The sequence below is a fragment of the Streptomyces scopuliridis RB72 genome (genome assembly GCF_000718095.1).
Taxonomy (GTDB): domain Bacteria; phylum Actinomycetota; class Actinomycetes; order Streptomycetales; family Streptomycetaceae; genus Streptomyces; species Streptomyces scopuliridis.
Genome location: NZ_JOEI01000008.1, coordinates 306446 through 321512, shown reverse-complemented (window position 1 = coordinate 321512; position 15067 = coordinate 306446). Strand labels below are relative to the sequence as shown.

Genomic DNA, 15067 nt, shown 5'->3' with positions numbered 1-15067 from the left:
CAGCTGCGGCTCGGTCATGCGCGGCCCGTTCGTCCGCGATGTGTGGGGTGGCCGGGTCCTGTGCCGACGACGGCCCGGTCACAGCTCGCCCATGCGGCGGATGACGGGCGCCACGCGCTGCACGCCGTGGCGGTAGGCGCCGCGCGCCGCGCCCCGTACGGCCTCGCGCACCACGCGCCGGACCCCGCGGACATCGCTCTCGGAGGCCCGCGACGGCAGTGGGGTCCCGTCCACGGCCAGGTGGTAGCGGGCCAGCAGCGGCGGCAGATATCCGGGCGCGGTGGTGGCCGTGTAGTACGGGCTGATCTCGGGCAGCTCGGGCCCGTCGAGCAGCTCCGCCACCCGCGCGCGGGCCGTGTCGAAGGCCGACGCGTACGAACCGTCGGCGGCGACGCCCTGCCGGTCCGCCCAGACCGCGTCGGGGCGCGGGCGCCCGCCGCCGTCCAGCTGGTCCCAGGAGGCCAGACAGCCCGAGCCGATGAAGTGGTGGTTGCCGAGCGGCTCGCGCACGCCGAAGTCGGTGAGGATCGCGGTCGGGATGCGCCGGTGCAGGGACTCCAGCGCGGCCGTCGAGGAGACGGTGACCAGCAGGTCCGTACGGTCGAGGACCTCGCCCATGTTCCCGTACACGAGCCGGAAGTTGGGCGGCAGACCGCCGGGCACCTTCTCGGCGAGCCGCTGGTAGGGGAACTCCTCCACATGCGTGGTGTGCTCGCCGGGCTTGCTGCGCAGCTTCAGCAGCACCTCGCGGCGCGGGTGGAGCCTGGCGTGCTCGACGAGGCGCCGCAGCAGATACGTACGGTCGGCGCGGCTCGCCGGTACGGAGGGCTGGGCGGCGAAGACGACGGTGTCGCGGCCCTCCTCGGGGACGTACCGCTCACCGCCGAGGAAGGGCAGCGCGGCCTCGGTGACCGAGGAGGCGTCGGCGCCCACGCCCTCGTACACGGTGCGGAACCGCTGCGCGTCGTAGCGCGAGTTGGCGAGGACGACATCCGCGCCGTGCCGCAGCAGCAGCCCGTCCGAGAGCTTCTCGTAGACGACCCCGACATAGCCGGTGACGATCACGGGCCGGTCGGCCAGCTTCAGGGCGGATATCCCGTGCAGCATCGCCTGTACGGCTCCGCCGACGAGGGCGAGGACGACGACGTCGTACGACTCCTCGCGCAGCGTCCGCAGGAAGTCGGTGCCGGTCAGCTCGCGCAGGGCGTCCGCCTCCGCGCCGACCTCGGCGAGCTGTCTCGCGGTGGGCGTGGCCCGTCCGCGCAGGAGGAAGCCGCTGAGCTCTATGGAGCGGTCGTCCGGCGTGATGCGGCGCGCGGTGAGCGCGCCCCACTTCCACCGGGTGTCGGAGTCCGCGAGCACGGCGACCCGGACCGCTTGACCGCTGGTACGTGATGGCACGACGAGGACGTTAGAAAGCCATTCCGTTTGTCGCCCCAACTCAATGGCAATAAAGGGTTAACAGCACATCTACGAATGGCGACGCGGGCCCGGAACGGCAGAAAAATGGCCCGGAAGCGAACGGCTTCACCATTCCGCCATTCTTCGTTCACCTTCCATGTGCCCGGATGTCAGGCTGCATGACGCGCCGCCGCCTAGCGTCACGCAGGTGGTCAAGCTCTCTGTTGTCGTGCCGTTCTACAACGTGCAGACATACGCCCTCGAAACCCTTAGAAGCCTGCGCGCGAACAGCCGCGAGGACTTCCAGTTCCTTCTTGTCGACGACTGTTCGACCGACGGGACCCCGGAGATCCTCGAACAGGCGGCGCGCGACCTTCCGGGGGCGGTCCTCCTCAGACATGAACAGAACGGAGGGCTGGCCACCGCGCGCAACACGGGTCTGGACGCCGCGGACGGGGAGTACGTCACCTTCCTCGACGGCGACGACTGGGTGGCGCCGGGCTACTACGAGCGGCTGCTCGCCTCCATAGAGGGGCTGGGCTGCGACTTCGTCCGTACCGACCACGTGCAGTTCACGGCCAGGGCCCGGACGATCCACCGCGTCCCGGTCGGCCGGCGCGACGAGGTGCTGTCGCCCCGGGACGCGATCCTGCCCGCCGACCGCTCCACCTCGGTCGACTATCCGTACGCCTGGGCGGGCATGTACCACCGGCGGCTCGTCGACCGCGGTCTGGTGCACTTCACGGACGGACTGCGGACCGCCGAGGACCGGCCCTGGATCTGGCGGCTGCACCGCGAGGCGGAGTCCTTCGCCGTGATCGGACTGCTCGGGATCTTCTACCGGCGCGGGGTCGCCTCGTCGCTCACCCAGATCGGCGACGTACGGCAGCTCGATTTCATCCGCGCCTTCGACCAGGTCATCGAGGAGACCGCGAAAGACGCGGAAGCCGACCGTTTTCTGCTGAAGGCCGTACGCACCTACTGCGCGATCATTTCCCACCATCTGGCGTCGAAAGAGCGATTCGAACCGGCCGTGGCGCGGCAATTGCGCACGATGAGCGCCGCCGCTCTGAAACGACTGCCTCAGGACGTCTTGAAGGAAGCGCTGGATTCGATGGACCTGGACCGCTCGGCCCGGCTGCGCCGCCTGCGAAGGCGGCCCGTGTCCGCCGGGAAGGCGGCAGCGTGATGGCGCCGTCCTCCGTTACGAGTGCGCCCGGGGCCGGGCGCACGACGCAGGTCTTCTGCGCCTCCACGCTCTACGGAGCCGCCACCCTGGCCGCCGCGATCGACGCCGGGCTCTTCCCCGCGGCCGGCCGCCGTCTGCTGGTCGTCTGCAACAACGCGGGCTCGCCCGAACTGACGCCCTCGGTCGACGAGATGCCGGGCTTCGAGCAGCTGCGCGACCGGTTCGACGACCTCGTGTCGTGGAACGAGACCATCGCGCCGTTCCACCCGGGCAGCTGGTCCCCGCGCTCCGACGACGTCCCCCTCTGGGAGCGTCATCTGCGGCTGGCCTGGCGGCTCGGGGACGACGACGTGCGGCTGATCGTCGAGTCGATCCAGGTCAACCCGGCGCTCGCGATCGCGCAGATCTTCACCGGCGCGCCCATCGAGGTGTACGCGGACGGGCTGATGAGCTACGGACCCACGCGCTCGAAGATAGAGCCGCTGGTCGGCGAGCGGGTGCGCAGACTGCTGCATCTCGATCTCGTGCCGGGGCTCAAGCCGCTGCTCCTCACCGAGTTCGGCGTCGCCCCCGAGCTGGTGCCGACGGACGCCTTCCTGCGCGTACTGGACGAACTCACCGACGCCGAGCGGAACTTCGACACGCCGTCGGAGCCCCCGGTGCTGCTCCTCGGCCAGTACCTCTCCGCGCTCGGGATCCTCACCGAGCGCGAGGAGGAGGAGCTGCACATCCGGATGGTGCGGGGCGCGGTCGCCAAGGGCCACACCCAGGTGGTGTTCAAGCCGCATCCCACGGCCCCGGCCGCCTGGTCGCGACGGCTGGAGCAGGAGGCGAAGAAGCTCGGCGCCGACCTGACCATCCTGGACAGCCCGGTGCTCGCCGAGGTGCTCTACCGGCGGCTGAAGCCGGCGCTGGTGGTCGGCTGCTTCTCGACGGCGCTGTTCACGGCGTCCGCGTTCTACGGCATTCCGGTGGCGCACACGGGCACGGAACTGCTGCTGGAGCGGCTCGCCCCGTACCAGAACAGCAACCGCGTGCCGGTGACGATCGTGGACGCGCTGCTGCCGTCGCTGGACGACAGCGACGAGGGCGACGCCGACGCGCACCGGCCGGAGCCGCGGATCGCGGAGCTGGTCGCGACCGTCGGCTACGCGATGCAGCACCAGATCTACCCGGGGCTGCGGCCCACGGCGGAGAAGTTCCTCTCGGAGCATCTCGACGCGCACACCTGGCGCTACTTCAAGCGGCGCCGGCTCACGGCGCTGGCGCTGCCCGGCGCGGTCCCGGCGCAGCTGGCCCGTATCCCGCGCAACGCGACGGCCCGGCGGATGGTGCGCCGGGCGCGCAAGCTGCGGCGGGCGGTGCTGCGGTAGGACCGCGCGGACCCTGGTCGCCGGACGGGCAGAATACGTGCCGCCCGTCCGGCGAGGGCCGAACCGTGAGACCCGCTCAGCCGGCCGGACTGCCGGCGGGGGTCTCCGTGGTGGTCCCCAGGATCGCCCGCAGCTCCGCCGCGTTCGCCTGCGTGACCTTCCACAGCTCCCGCTGCCTGCCGTGTACGTCGGCGACGGACGCGGCGTGATCGTCCAGCAGCCCGAGCGCCCGTTCCGTCAGGACCGCCCCGAGGTTCTTGTCATGGACGGAGACGCCCCACTCCGGGCGCTCGACGTCGGCCAGGAAGTACGCCATCTTCGGGTGCGAGATCAGGCTGATGATCGGCGTCCCGCAGCCGAACGGGATCATCCCCGCGTGCCCGCGCATCCCGATGACCAGCTTCGTACGGGCGTAGACGTCCCGGATCCCGTCGTTCCCGGAGTCGTACATCGGGATCACCGGCAGCGAGATGCCGTGCTCGCGCCGTAGATCGAAGGCGATCCGCTCGTCGTCCAGCGAGTGCGCCACGCACTTCACCTCGGCGCGGCCGCCCAACACCCGTATAGCCTTGGCCAGTTCGGCGAGGAAGTGCCCGTAGTCATGGCCGAAGCGCAGCCCGGCCCGGTCGTACGCGGCGTTGATCAGGATGGTGTTCTCCCGCTGCGCGGGGTCCGTCCAGCCCTCGACCAGCTGCCGGGTGACGGTGGTCGGGCAGGGCTGGAAGCGCACCTTCTCGTGCAGTCCGGCGGGGAGCAGCGCGCGGACCTTCTCGATCGAGCCGTGGTTGCGGAGCCCGAAGAAGGCCGACCGTTCGACGAGCCGGCGCAGGCTCGCGTTGAAGCGCTCGCGCCGGTAGGACTGTCCGTCGAAGGCGTTGAAGCCGACCGCGTACACCATGACGGGCACGTCGATCCGGTCCAGCAGCGCGTCCGGGACGTTCCACTGCCAGGCGCTGTTGCCGTTGGGCGCGGTGTCCGGGATGAACAGCCCGCCGCCCCCGATCACCAGCCCGCGCCGGGCGTTGACCCGCTCCAGCGCGGCTTCGTCGAAGAGCCGGTGGGCGTGGATCGAGTGCCAGCGCCGGGGCCCGGTGTCGGGTCCGAAGGTGAGCCGCACGGACTCGGGCAGCAGCTTGTCCCCGGCGTTGCCCTGCTGGGGCATGTAGTACGCGACATGCGCGAGCTGGTCCTCCGCCGCGCCCTCGCGCGGGCCCGGCACCCCGCCGGGCGCGCCGGTCGTACGGCCCCGCATCTGCCGCGCCCCCCGGTGCGTGGGGTCGGCGGAGAGCCCGTTCATGGCGTGGCGCTGGGCCGTGGCGTCGTCGCCGTGGATCCAGGCGATCTGGGCCAGCCGGGCGAAGGCGGTGGCGGCGCGCTTGGGGGCGGCGGTGGCCAGCAGCAGCTGGGCCTCGGCCTCCTCGTAGCGGGACAGGCTCATCAGGGCGTGCCCGTACACCTCGTGCGGCCATGCCTCGTTCACCGGGATACGGACCGATCCCAGCAGGTCGGCGGCCTCCTGGAACTCGCCCGCGCCGATATGCGCGAGCGCGACGCGGCGGGCGCTCTCGACGTCTCCGGTGCGGGCGACGTGCGGGGTCCCGTAGTGCACGATCAGATCGTGGTGGGGGGTGCCGTTGAGCGCGAGGTACGCGGCGTGGAGCTCGGCGTCGGAGAGTTCGTATGTGCTCCGGTCGTCCTCGGAGTCGCTGACCGGCGCCTCGCCGCCGGGTTCCGGATCCCTTTCCGCGTGGTCGCGTTGGATGACGAGCGTGTCGCCGGGGGTGAAGGCGACCACTCCCTCGCGCAGCCGCAGGAGTGCGCCGAGATCGCCCTGCACGACCGTACGCGGGTCGAGAACGATCACGGTGTCGTAGTCGCGGAGCACGGTGTCGTAGTCGCGGATACGGAACGCGTCGCGGCGCGAGCCGGTCCCGGCCGGGCGCAGCTCGACGCGCGGGTGGAGCGCGTGGATACGGTCGACGGAGGCGGGCGGCAGCCCGGCACCGCCGTGCAGGACGATGAAGTCCTCGCACACGCCCGGGTTGGACAGGGCGAGGCTGCGCAGCAGCGTCAGGAGGCCGGGCACGTCGTCGTCCCCGACGAGCGCGGCGAAGGCGATACGGCGCTTGCCGGTAAGAGAGTGCGCGGTCATGGGGCTCGGGGTCATCTCAGGGAAATCCTCATGTCGTTGACGCTCTGGGCGCGTTCCATGACCCATGCCTTCTCGCTGGTCCGCTCGCGCTCGGAGGTGACGGGTACGCGCATCGCTCCGGGCAGACGGTGGACGCCGCTCTCGTAGAAGTCGAAGCCGAACAGATCGAGCGCCGGGCTGACATCCAGGAAATCAAGGAGCCACAGGGTGTTGAACCCGCTGGTCGGGACGGACGGCCAGGCGTCCCAGTCGACTCCGCCGAGATGGCGCAGCGGCCAGCGCACCGTCTCGTCGGTCACATACCGCTGGGCGCCGGGCACCAGCCGCTCGCGCAGCGAGTAGCCCCACTTCTCCGCGGACCCGCCGAACACCATCCGCGTCGTCACCGGCCGGTCCCAGTTGAAGCCGTGCTCGTGGGCGGTGGCGTGGAGGTCGGTGCGCGTACCGGTGGCCGGCGCGTCGATACGGTACGAGCTGAACCGTACGACGAGGTCGTACGCGTCGATCTCCGGGCCCAGCGAACCGCGCCCGAGGCTCTCGGAGTTGGCCACCAGACAGACGGACTTGCCCGCGATCAGATTGCGCAGCTCGCCGACGCCGATCCAGTCGGCCCCGCCGAGGGTGGGATCGGTGAGCGGCGGCCGCATCCGGTTCCTGCGCTGTTCCGCGTAGTGGCCGATGAGTTCGCGCAGCCCCGAGGCGTCGCCGTCGGCGGCGGCGATGCGCAGGTCGAGGTACTGGCCGACGGCGTTCTGGAGCTCCCCGACCGGGTGGCGGTCGCGGCCCATGGCCAGCAGGGCGCCGACGAGGCGCGGTTCGGCCTGCGCATGGTCGCCCTTGTCGTGCAGCCGTACGCCCTCGTCCCACACGTCCCGCACCTCGGCGGCGGAGACGGGGGCGGTGGCGAACTCCTCGGCGCGGGGGCACTCGCGGGCCAGCAGCCGCAGCATGTCCTCCTGCTGTCGCGCGGCGATCCGCAGCCCGGCGAGGCGGGGGGCGACGCCGTACCAGTCGTCGTCCGTGAGCGCGAGATAGCGCTCGTACGCCTCGACGGCCGCGATCTCGTCACCGGCGGCCTCCAGGACCCTGGCCCGCAGCCGCCAGCCGGCGCGGGAGCTTCCGCGCTCGGCCAGGACGGTGGCGCTGATGAGGAGGGCGAGCGCCTGCTCGTCGCCGCCATTGCCGCCGTTGCCGCCATTGCCGCACTCCAGGGCGGCGGTTCCGGCGGCGAGGAGCGCGTCGAACAGTTCGTCCGAGGCCGCCTCGGAGGGATCGGCCTTGGCATGGACGGCCTGGAGGTGGCGCAGCTTCGCGGCGAGATCAGTGCGCTTGCGGTCGTTCTCGGCACTGGCGGCCGCGAGCCGGTCGCTGTGCGGCGCGCAGGCGCGCAGACACTCCTCCAGTTCTTTCGAAGCGGCTGGTGGCGCGGTGGCGGTGCTGCCGGCGTTACCCCTCCTTCCGTTCTCGGCGTTCTTGCCGCCGCGCCATCTCGGCCACAGTCTGCGGGCCTTCGTCATGCTGCTCCCGGCGTCTACTGCCCCACGGACAGATGGTGAGTGGGTGACAGGGTAGGAAACCTCTCCGCCCCGGAGGTGAACTCACACCATCGGTAAGGGGAACGAAACGCTTCGGACACCGGGAGCTGGTAGGCGGCCTTCCCATGGAAGGCCGGCCGGCGAAGGGCCGGCCAGGCTGGTCAGCGGAAGGCGGGAAGGTTGCGTACGGTCCACTCGGCGAACGAGCGCGGCGCCCGGCCGAGGACCTTCTCGACGTCGGGGCTGACCGCCTGCTCAGCGGCCGTCGGCGCCCCCAGGATGGCGAGGGTGGCCGCCACGACCGGCTCGGGCATGAACCCCAGCAGCTGGGCGCGGGCATCCTCGGGGGTCTGCTCGACGAAGCGGACAGGCTCCCCGAGCGCCTCGGCGATCACCTGCGCGCGCCGGCGCGGCGACAGGGCGGCGGGGCCCGTCAGTACGTAGGTACGGCCGTCATGGCCGTCCTCGCGCAGCGCGACGGCCGCGACCGCCGCGATGTCGGCCGGATCGATCACCGGCAGGGCGACATCCGCGAACGGCGCCACCACCGTGCGCTGTTCACGCACGCTCTGGGCCCACTGGAAGGTGTTGGTGGCGAAACCGCCCGGACGCAGCACCGTCCACTCCAGACCCGACCCCTTCACGGCGGTCTCGAAGGCCACCGGGTGGCGGTAGGCGTCCGGCCGCGTCCCGGCCCCCTGCGAGGACAGCAGCACCACCCGCCGGACCCCGCCCGCCTTCGCCGCGCTCAGGATCGCCTCCGGATCCTCGCCCGCCACCAGCAGGAACAGCGCGTCCGCCCCTTCCAGCGCTGGGGCCAGGCCGTCGGCGTCCGCCAGATCCACGGCGCGATGGACGACGCCGGCGGGCAGGACACCGCTCTCGGGGGCCCGCCGCGACACCGCGGTCACCCGCTCGCCCGCCCCCGCCAGCAGCTCCACCAGCGCCTGGCCGACATTCCCGGTCGCACCCGTCACAACGATCATGAAACTCTCCCCTGATTTCGATGTCGCACAGTCACTGAGTTAGTTGACTGACTAAGACGATACAGCAGACCGCCGGATACGCAAGGGAGCAAGGGACTATCCTCAGTGAGGTGACTGACTCACAGGTGCAAGCGGACAGGCCCGCCCCCCGGGCCAAGGCCCCCGGCAAGCGCGAGCGGCTGATAACCGCCGCCGCCCAGGTCTTCCACGAGCAGGGCGTCGAGAAGACGACGCTGGGCGACATCGCCCGCGCCGCCGACGTCCCGGTCGGCAACGTCTACTACTACTTCAAGACCAAGGACCAGCTTGTCGAGGCGGCCATAGGCGCCCACGCCCAGCAGCTCCAGGACCTCACCGCCCTGCTCGACCAGCTCCCCACCCCCCAGGACCGGCTCAAAGCGCTGGTCGGCGGCTGGGTCGGCCAACGCGATCTCGCCGCCCGCTTCGGCTGCCCCTTCGGCACCCTCGCCTCCGAGCTCGACAAACGCGACGACGGCCTCGACCAGGCCGCCGCCACGGTCATGCGGCTCCTCATCGACTGGGCGGAGCGGCAGTTCCGCGCCATGGGCCACGACGACGCCCGCGATCTCGCCGTCACGATGATCTCCGCGTACCAGGGCATGTCCCTGCTCACCAACACCCTGCGGGACCCGGACCTCATGACCACCCAGGGCGCCCGGCTCCAGGGCTGGATCGACTCGCTCGCCTGACGACCGTGTGAACACGGTGAACACCCTGTCCGGAACGTGTCCCGGACAGGAGCGAATCCTCAGGTCGGAGACGTGTGCACCGTCAGGGCGATCCCGGCCACGACCGCCGCGAGGCCGCTCTCGAAGCCGGCCTCGTGGTTGCCGATGATCTCCTCGCCCGCGCCGGCGGCCAGCGGGTACGCCGCCAGCCGTTCGGCGCGGGCGGCGAGGTCGATCCCCTCCGTCCCCGACTGTTCCTCGATGACGTAACCAATCGTGTAGCTGTACGCGGTGAACCAGGCGCGCGCCGCCGTCCGCGGGGTGAATCCGGACTCCGTGAGTCCGCGCAGATGGGCGTCCATGGTGGCCGCGTAGCCGATGTCCGTGAAGTGCGTACCGCTGTAGACCTTGGCGCCGTCGCGGTACCCCAGCAGATGGCCGCGCAGCCCGCGCATCGCCGCGGTGAGCCCGTCCCGCCAGTCGGGGGCGGAGACCGCGGGCAGGTCGGCCGCCATCCGCCGGAACATCTCGGTCGCCATCTCGTCGAGCAGCGCCCGCTTGTCCTTGAAGTGCCAGTAGAGGGCGGGCGCCTTGACGCCGAGTTCCGCGGCGATGGCGCGGAGGGTCAGCCCTTCGAGGCCCACCTCGTTCAGCAGCCGCAGTGCGGTGCGGGCGACCAGCGTGCGGTCCAGTCGTGTCGTAGCCACCTTGACAATCTAACAGCGTTAAGGAACCCGATGCCGATGCCGGAGCTGTGGTCCTCCGACTTCCGCCCGCGCGCGGCCCTCGCCGACCGCTTCCAGGACGGCCGGATCTTCCTCGCGGGCGACGCGGCCCACGTCCACTCCCTCGCGGGCGGACTCCGCCACCGTCACCGCCTGTCGTACCGGCCTGGCCGCCGCCCGCGACCGGAGCACCGTCGGCAGGAAATCACCGTGACCTGGAGGAGAAGCTCACCGTTCGCTCATCGAGTGGAGCCGGGCGAACTCGTCGGCGAGCATGCCCATCATGACGACATCGTGGTGCCGGCCGGCGATGAACACCTGATCGCGAAGGCGGCCCTCCTCGACGAAACCGAGCCGGCGCTGAAGTGCCAGCGACGCCTCGTTGTGCGCGAAGACCCGCGCTCCGCACTTGTGAAAGCGCCGCTCGGCGAACATATAGCGCAGCAGCAGTACCGCGGCCTCCGCCGCATAGCCTTTGCGCCGGTGATCAGCGCCGATCGTGACGCCGTACTCGAACCAGCCCGCGCGTGCGTCGGCGTGGTACGAGCCGACAGCGCCGACTATCTCCCCGGTGTCGACGGCTTCGATCACCAACTGGAAGCGGTCGCCGTCGGACTTGGCCGCGGCCTGCTCCTTCGTCCAGGTCCGGTAGTTCTCGGCGGAACGGGGCGGGCGCAGCAGATCCCCCAACCGCTCCTCGTCCGCGGCGAAGCGCATGAACGCGGTCCAGTCGTCGGGCTCGATCCCGCGCAGGCGTACCCGCTCGCCCGTCCAGAACGATGTCATCCCCCGCCAACCTCAGAGCTTGCCGGTGATGACTCCGCGCCAGGTCCACCCTGCGCCCAGGACGGTGTCCTGCAAGGGGTTCTTCAGGTCAGAGCTGTCGAAGCTGAACGTCTCGGTCGCTCCGGCGCCGCCGTCTTCGCCCCCGCCGAGGGTCCAACGCTTCGAGACCGTCTGCACCTGGCCACGTTGGGCCTCGGCCGCGATGGCCAGCCTGGGGGTGTCGCCGTTCCACGTGACCTCGTACTGCTGGTCGAGGGACCGGACTTCGTTCTTCTCCGGGACCAGGCGCATACGAACCTGGAACACCCGGCTCACCTGCGTACGGACGAAGAAGGTCTGCCAGGCAGGGTCCAGGATGCGCCACTCGGCCACCAGGTCGGCGCCTTCCTCGCGGCCGTCCCGGATGACGTACGGGACGTCAGCGCGGTTGAGGCCGAGCAGAGCCCCGTGGACCTCGGCGGCGGATCGCGGGGCGACACCGTCGGCGGGGCGCTTGGTTCCGGTCAGCTTGTCGAAGAGTCCCATGAGATCAACCTATGAGGAGTCGGTTTGCCGGAGCAAGGTCTGCCGGTGCGAGGTCTGCCGCTTCCGCGCGACGCGCTATGAGGCCGCGCCGGTGTCCGGGCGGACCGTGCGCACGAAGTCCTGGAAGTCTTCCACGACAGAGGGGTGTTGGGACGCGGTGGCCGTCAGGACCAGACGGATCACCGCCCGCTTGCGCGGATCGGCGACGTCCAGCATGGACAGATAGACCTGGGACTGGACGAGGTCCTGGGGTACGCCGCCGACGACGGCCGAGACGGCCAGCGTCTGCGTGAAACCGGGTGCGTCCGCGGAGCCGACCTCGCGGCGTCCGGCGACCACGACCGACGTGGTGGCCTGGCTCAAGCGCTCCACGGATTCCTGGGCGATCTCGGGCAGCGTCGCCGCGTCCGGGCGGTACTCACCGTCGATCGTGATGTTCGCGGTGAATCCGGCATCCGGTCGCGGATGCAGCGCGACGAACGCCGCGCCCGGTGCGCCGACTTCATCCGGCGGTGCCGCGCGCCAGCCTTCCGGCAGTTCGAACTCGATCGGTACGGGCAGGGTCGTGGGCATCTCGGGCCCTCCTTACTACGGCAGTGGATCTGCGGGGAGTATGCATCAGAACAGGCTGCCGATCGCATTGCCGAACGCCCGGGCCCCATCACCCACGGCGCTGGCCGCATCGCTCGCCGTGTCGACGATCTTCCCCGGATCGACGGTGACTTCGAAGCCCACCTCGCCACCGAGCCCGAGGGCGACGCCCGCCTTCGCGCCGATGTGCCACTTGCCGTCCTCGCCCTTGCCGAGAGTCGCCTCGGCCTCGGCTCCGACGCCGGCCCAGCCCTCGACCGTCCCGCCTGCCCCGATGCCGCCGATGTCCGCGCCGCCCGCGGCGCCGGCCTTCGCGCCGGCGAACGCTTCCGCGCCCGCCTGCAAGCCTTCGAGGCCGGCCCCGGCGCTGACGCCGGCCTCGGCGCCCGCCTTGGCCTCCGTCCGACCGTACACCCCGACGGGGCCGGCGTCGGCGGTGCCTTTGGCCGAGGCTTCCGCCCCGGCGAAGGCGCCGGCCTCGCCCCTGATGCCCTCGTTGGTGATGCCGCCGGCGGCGGAGGCCTTGGCGCCCACATAGGCTTCGGCCTCACCGGCGAGCTTCATCGGGCCGTTGGTGAGCGAGCCCTCCGCGCTCGCGCGGCCGAGGTCGGCATGCGCCTCGGCCTCGGCCAGCTTGCCGGACGAGGCGTCGGGGCCGGTGGCCGATGTGCCGGTGCCGGGACCGGAGGCTTCGGACTCGCCCTCGGAGACCCACCCGCCCTTCGTCTCGACCTTGGGATCCGGCTTTCCCGCCTTCGCCAGGTCGCCCTCGGCCTTCGCGTTGAACCCGCCGATCCCGATACCGTCCGTCGAAACGTCGCTCGTCGCGCGGGACAGCGCCCGCTTCACGCTCTGGTCGGCGTCGTCGACGGCCTTGACCGCCTTGGCTATCTCGTCGGTCCACTGCTGCGCCTTCTCACGGGCGTCGGACAGCAGTCGGGGGTAGTCGGGGTCGTGATGGAGGGCGTACTTCTCCTGTTCGGAGAGGTTGTCGTACCCGACGAAGGTCGCCTTGCCGGAGCCGTCGACCTTGTAGTCCTTCTTCTCGGCTTCCTGGACCAGGTCCTTGGCCGCCTTCTGCAGACGGGTCAGCTCGGTGTGCGCATCCGTGAGAAGACTGGCGATGGCCAGCGCCTCCGCCTTGGCCGCCCCGTACTCGAAGGCCGTGGCCGAGGCGTACTGCTGCTGAGCGCCGTAGGCGAGCCCCTGCCAGTTCCCGTTGCCGAGCACGCTCTGCACGTTCGTCTCGTAGTCGGTCTTCAGCTCACCGAAGCGCTCGCCCATCTTCTTCCACGCCTCGGACACATCCGTGAGCGGGGACAGGTCGGCCGTCATCACGTCGTGATAGTTCAGCGTCATGGCCGCTCCCCTCACATACCGTCGAAGCTGCTGGGGAGCCGTACCGCGTCCGCCTGCGTGCCTATGGCCGTGTCCTGGTTCTGGAAGGTGTTCTTCGCGCCGTTCAGCCCGTTCAACTCCTGCTGCAACCGCCCCATCAGCCGGTTCGCCTGCCCTCGCCAGGCGATCAGCGCGTCGGAGGCACCCTGGTCCAAGGCCCAGGCGGAGAGCCCTTTCAGCCCGGTGTCCTGCTTCATCAGGGGACTCGCGGGGGCCGCCGGGGCCAGGAAGAGCGGCCGCACCGATCCGCCGCCTTCCCCCATGCGGGCGGCGGCCTGGGTGTCCGGCATCAGGTCTTCTTCCATGTACTTCGCCGCGCGCTGCTTGTCGCTCGCCGAGCTGGCGAGTTTCTGCTCGCCACCGTCTCCGGATCCCATGCGCAACCCCCGTTGCATTCACGCCTCATCCGTTTCACGCCAAACATGCGCGTCACGGAAGCTCGTCGTGCACCCTACCTGCCGCTCCCCAACCCAGGCGCCCCAGCTGCGGCCTAAATAGGCTCATACACAAATCATGCACAAACGAGGACGTTTGATGGGGCGACAGGGGACACACAGCACCGCGAGAGCGGACGCCATCCCCTGCCACGTATGCTTCCTGCCGCTTCCTGCCTGTTCCCGCCAAGATCCCCCGGACCGGAGTCCACCATGACCACAACCCGGTTGTCCGCCGCACCGTCGATCCTTTCGGCCATAGCCGCCGGTGTGCTGCTCGCCGGCTGCTCGGCCTCGGTCGACGTCGGAACGTCCACGCCGAAACTGTCCGCGGACAAGCTGGCGACCACGGTCGCCGAAAAGCTCGCCGCGACAACGGGGCAGCCGAAGCCGGACATCACCTGCCCCGAGGCCCTCGCCGGCAAGGTCGGCACCACCACCCGGTGCACGCTCACAGCGGACGACGGCAGCACCTTGGGCGTAACGGTCAAGGTGTCCTCTGTCGAGGGAGACGAGATCAACTTCGACATCAAGGCCGACGAAACGGCTTCCCCGGCCCCGAACTGACCGCCGCCCTCAGGCGCTGCTCAGTGACAGCTTCACCGCGAAGCCCAGGAACAGCGCGCCCGCCGCCGTCGTCATCCCCGCCGACAGGCGCTTGCGGCGGCGGAAGGTGGCGGCGAGGCGGGTGCCACCGAAGATCAGGGCCGACAGGTAGAGGGCGCTGGCCACGTTGGCGAGCAGTCCCAGCAGGACGAACGACAGCGCGGGGTGCGCGTAGCCCGGGTCGACGAACTGCACGAAGAAGGAGATGAAGAACAGGATCGCCTTCGGGTTGAACAGGCTGATCACCAAAGCCCTGCGATACGGCCGCTCGGCCGCCGTCGGCACGGGGGACGACGCGGACGACTCCTCCGCGCGCTCGTGCCGGGTGCGCCACAGCGACCAGGCCGCGCGCATCATCCCGATCGCGAGCCACGTCAGATATCCGGCGCCGGCGAATTTCACGATGCCGAACGCCAGCTCATTGGCCTGGAGCAGCGACGCGACACCGGCGGCGGAGAGCACCATCAGTACGGTGTCGCCGCACCAGACGCCCGCCGCCGCGGAATAGCCCGCGCGTATCCCGCGCCGGGCCGCGACCGAGAGCACATAGAGCGAGTTCGGCCCCGGCAGCAGAACGATCAGTACGAGGCCCACCAGATAGGTCGGCAGATCAGTCACACCCAGCATGGCCGGAGTGTCGCACATACACACCAAGAGCCGCATGTGTGTTCAGGAAC

At 70.6% G+C, this 15067-nt stretch carries 15 protein-coding genes and 1 pseudogene; 5 read left to right on the top strand and 11 right to left on the bottom strand.

Translation table 11 applies throughout. The features are described from left to right. Positions 1-78: 78 nt before the first annotated feature. Positions 79-1401, bottom strand: coding sequence for a DUF6716 putative glycosyltransferase (locus IF11_RS0112480; RefSeq protein ID WP_030351604.1), 1323 nt, complete (start codon positions 1399-1401; stop codon positions 79-81). A gap of 208 nt (positions 1402-1609) precedes the next feature. Between IF11_RS0112480 and IF11_RS0112475 the strand changes: the two genes are divergently transcribed. Beyond that, the gene (locus IF11_RS0112475) at positions 1610-2590 is read left to right on the top strand and encodes a glycosyltransferase family 2 protein (protein WP_030351603.1); all 981 of its coding nucleotides are present in this window, start codon (positions 1610-1612) and stop codon (positions 2588-2590) included. After that, entirely contained in the window at positions 2590-3963 is a 1374-nt protein-coding gene (locus tag IF11_RS0112470) for an alpha-2,8-polysialyltransferase family protein (protein ID WP_030351602.1), read from the top strand. Before IF11_RS0112475 ends, IF11_RS0112470 begins: the two co-directional genes overlap by 1 nt. Positions 3964-4039: 76 nt before the next feature. Here the strand turns inward: IF11_RS0112470 and IF11_RS0112465 are convergent, their stop codons facing one another. From IF11_RS0112465 to IF11_RS0112455, 3 genes are all read right to left on the bottom strand, one after another. After that, positions 4040-6130, bottom strand: a complete 2091-nt coding sequence (locus IF11_RS0112465; protein WP_030351601.1) for a polysaccharide pyruvyl transferase family protein — start codon at positions 6128-6130, stop codon at positions 4040-4042. Further along, the gene (locus IF11_RS0112460) at positions 6127-7632 is read right to left on the bottom strand and encodes a glycosyltransferase family 29 protein (protein WP_030351600.1); all 1506 of its coding nucleotides are present in this window, start codon (positions 7630-7632) and stop codon (positions 6127-6129) included. Before IF11_RS0112460 ends, IF11_RS0112465 begins: the two co-directional genes overlap by 4 nt. Positions 7633-7811: 179 nt before the next feature. After that, complete coding sequence (locus IF11_RS0112455) at positions 7812-8636, bottom strand: NAD(P)H-binding protein (RefSeq protein ID WP_030351599.1); 825 nt, start codon at positions 8634-8636, stop codon at positions 7812-7814. A 110-nt stretch (positions 8637-8746) separates the two neighbouring features. Between IF11_RS0112455 and IF11_RS0112450 the strand changes: the two genes are divergently transcribed. After that, the gene (locus IF11_RS0112450) at positions 8747-9346 is read left to right on the top strand and encodes a TetR/AcrR family transcriptional regulator (protein ID WP_106979158.1); all 600 of its coding nucleotides are present in this window, start codon (positions 8747-8749) and stop codon (positions 9344-9346) included. A gap of 59 nt (positions 9347-9405) precedes the next feature. Here IF11_RS0112450 and IF11_RS42015 read toward each other — a convergent pair whose 3' ends face one another. Beyond that, positions 9406-10041, bottom strand: coding sequence for a TetR/AcrR family transcriptional regulator C-terminal domain-containing protein (locus IF11_RS42015; RefSeq protein WP_240627997.1), 636 nt, complete (start codon positions 10039-10041; stop codon positions 9406-9408). On the opposite strand from IF11_RS42015, the pseudogene IF11_RS42010 reads away from it, so the two are divergent. Next, positions 10006-10185, top strand: a pseudogene (locus IF11_RS42010) (FAD-dependent monooxygenase); the annotation flags it as partial. The gene IF11_RS42015 and the pseudogene IF11_RS42010 sit on opposite strands and share 36 nt — an antisense overlap. Positions 10186-10278: 93 nt before the next feature. Here IF11_RS42010 and IF11_RS0112440 read toward each other — a convergent pair. The 5 genes from IF11_RS0112440 to IF11_RS0112420 all read right to left on the bottom strand — a co-directional run bounded on the left by IF11_RS0112440 (position 10279) and on the right by IF11_RS0112420 (position 13727). Further along, the gene (locus tag IF11_RS0112440; protein WP_030351596.1) at positions 10279-10836 is read right to left on the bottom strand and encodes a GNAT family N-acetyltransferase; all 558 of its coding nucleotides are present in this window, start codon (positions 10834-10836) and stop codon (positions 10279-10281) included. 12 nt (positions 10837-10848) lie between these two features. Next, positions 10849-11361: a hypothetical protein gene (locus tag IF11_RS0112435; protein ID WP_030351595.1), complete on the bottom strand. Its 513-nt coding sequence runs from the start codon at positions 11359-11361 to the stop codon at positions 10849-10851. A gap of 75 nt (positions 11362-11436) precedes the next feature. Next, positions 11437-11934 (bottom strand): hypothetical protein, encoded by a 498-nt coding sequence (locus tag IF11_RS0112430; protein ID WP_030351594.1) that lies wholly within the window; start codon positions 11932-11934, stop codon positions 11437-11439. 45 nt (positions 11935-11979) lie between these two features. Next, positions 11980-13311, bottom strand: a complete 1332-nt coding sequence (locus IF11_RS0112425; protein WP_030351593.1) for a TFIIF alpha subunit family protein — start codon at positions 13309-13311, stop codon at positions 11980-11982. A gap of 11 nt (positions 13312-13322) precedes the next feature. Beyond that, on the bottom strand, positions 13323-13727 hold the full coding sequence (locus IF11_RS0112420) for a hypothetical protein (protein ID WP_030351592.1): 405 nt from the start codon (positions 13725-13727) through the stop codon (positions 13323-13325). A 270-nt stretch (positions 13728-13997) separates the two neighbouring features. Between IF11_RS0112420 and IF11_RS0112415 the strand changes: the two genes are divergently transcribed. Beyond that, a complete protein-coding gene (locus IF11_RS0112415) occupies positions 13998-14351 on the top strand; it encodes a DUF4333 domain-containing protein (RefSeq protein WP_030351591.1) in 354 nt (117 codons plus the stop codon). 9 nt (positions 14352-14360) lie between these two features. Here the strand turns inward: IF11_RS0112415 and leuE are convergent, their stop codons facing one another. Next, positions 14361-15017, bottom strand: a complete 657-nt coding sequence (leuE, locus tag IF11_RS0112410) for a leucine efflux protein LeuE (RefSeq protein WP_030351590.1) — start codon at positions 15015-15017, stop codon at positions 14361-14363. Between the last annotated feature and the right edge of the window lie 50 nt (positions 15018-15067).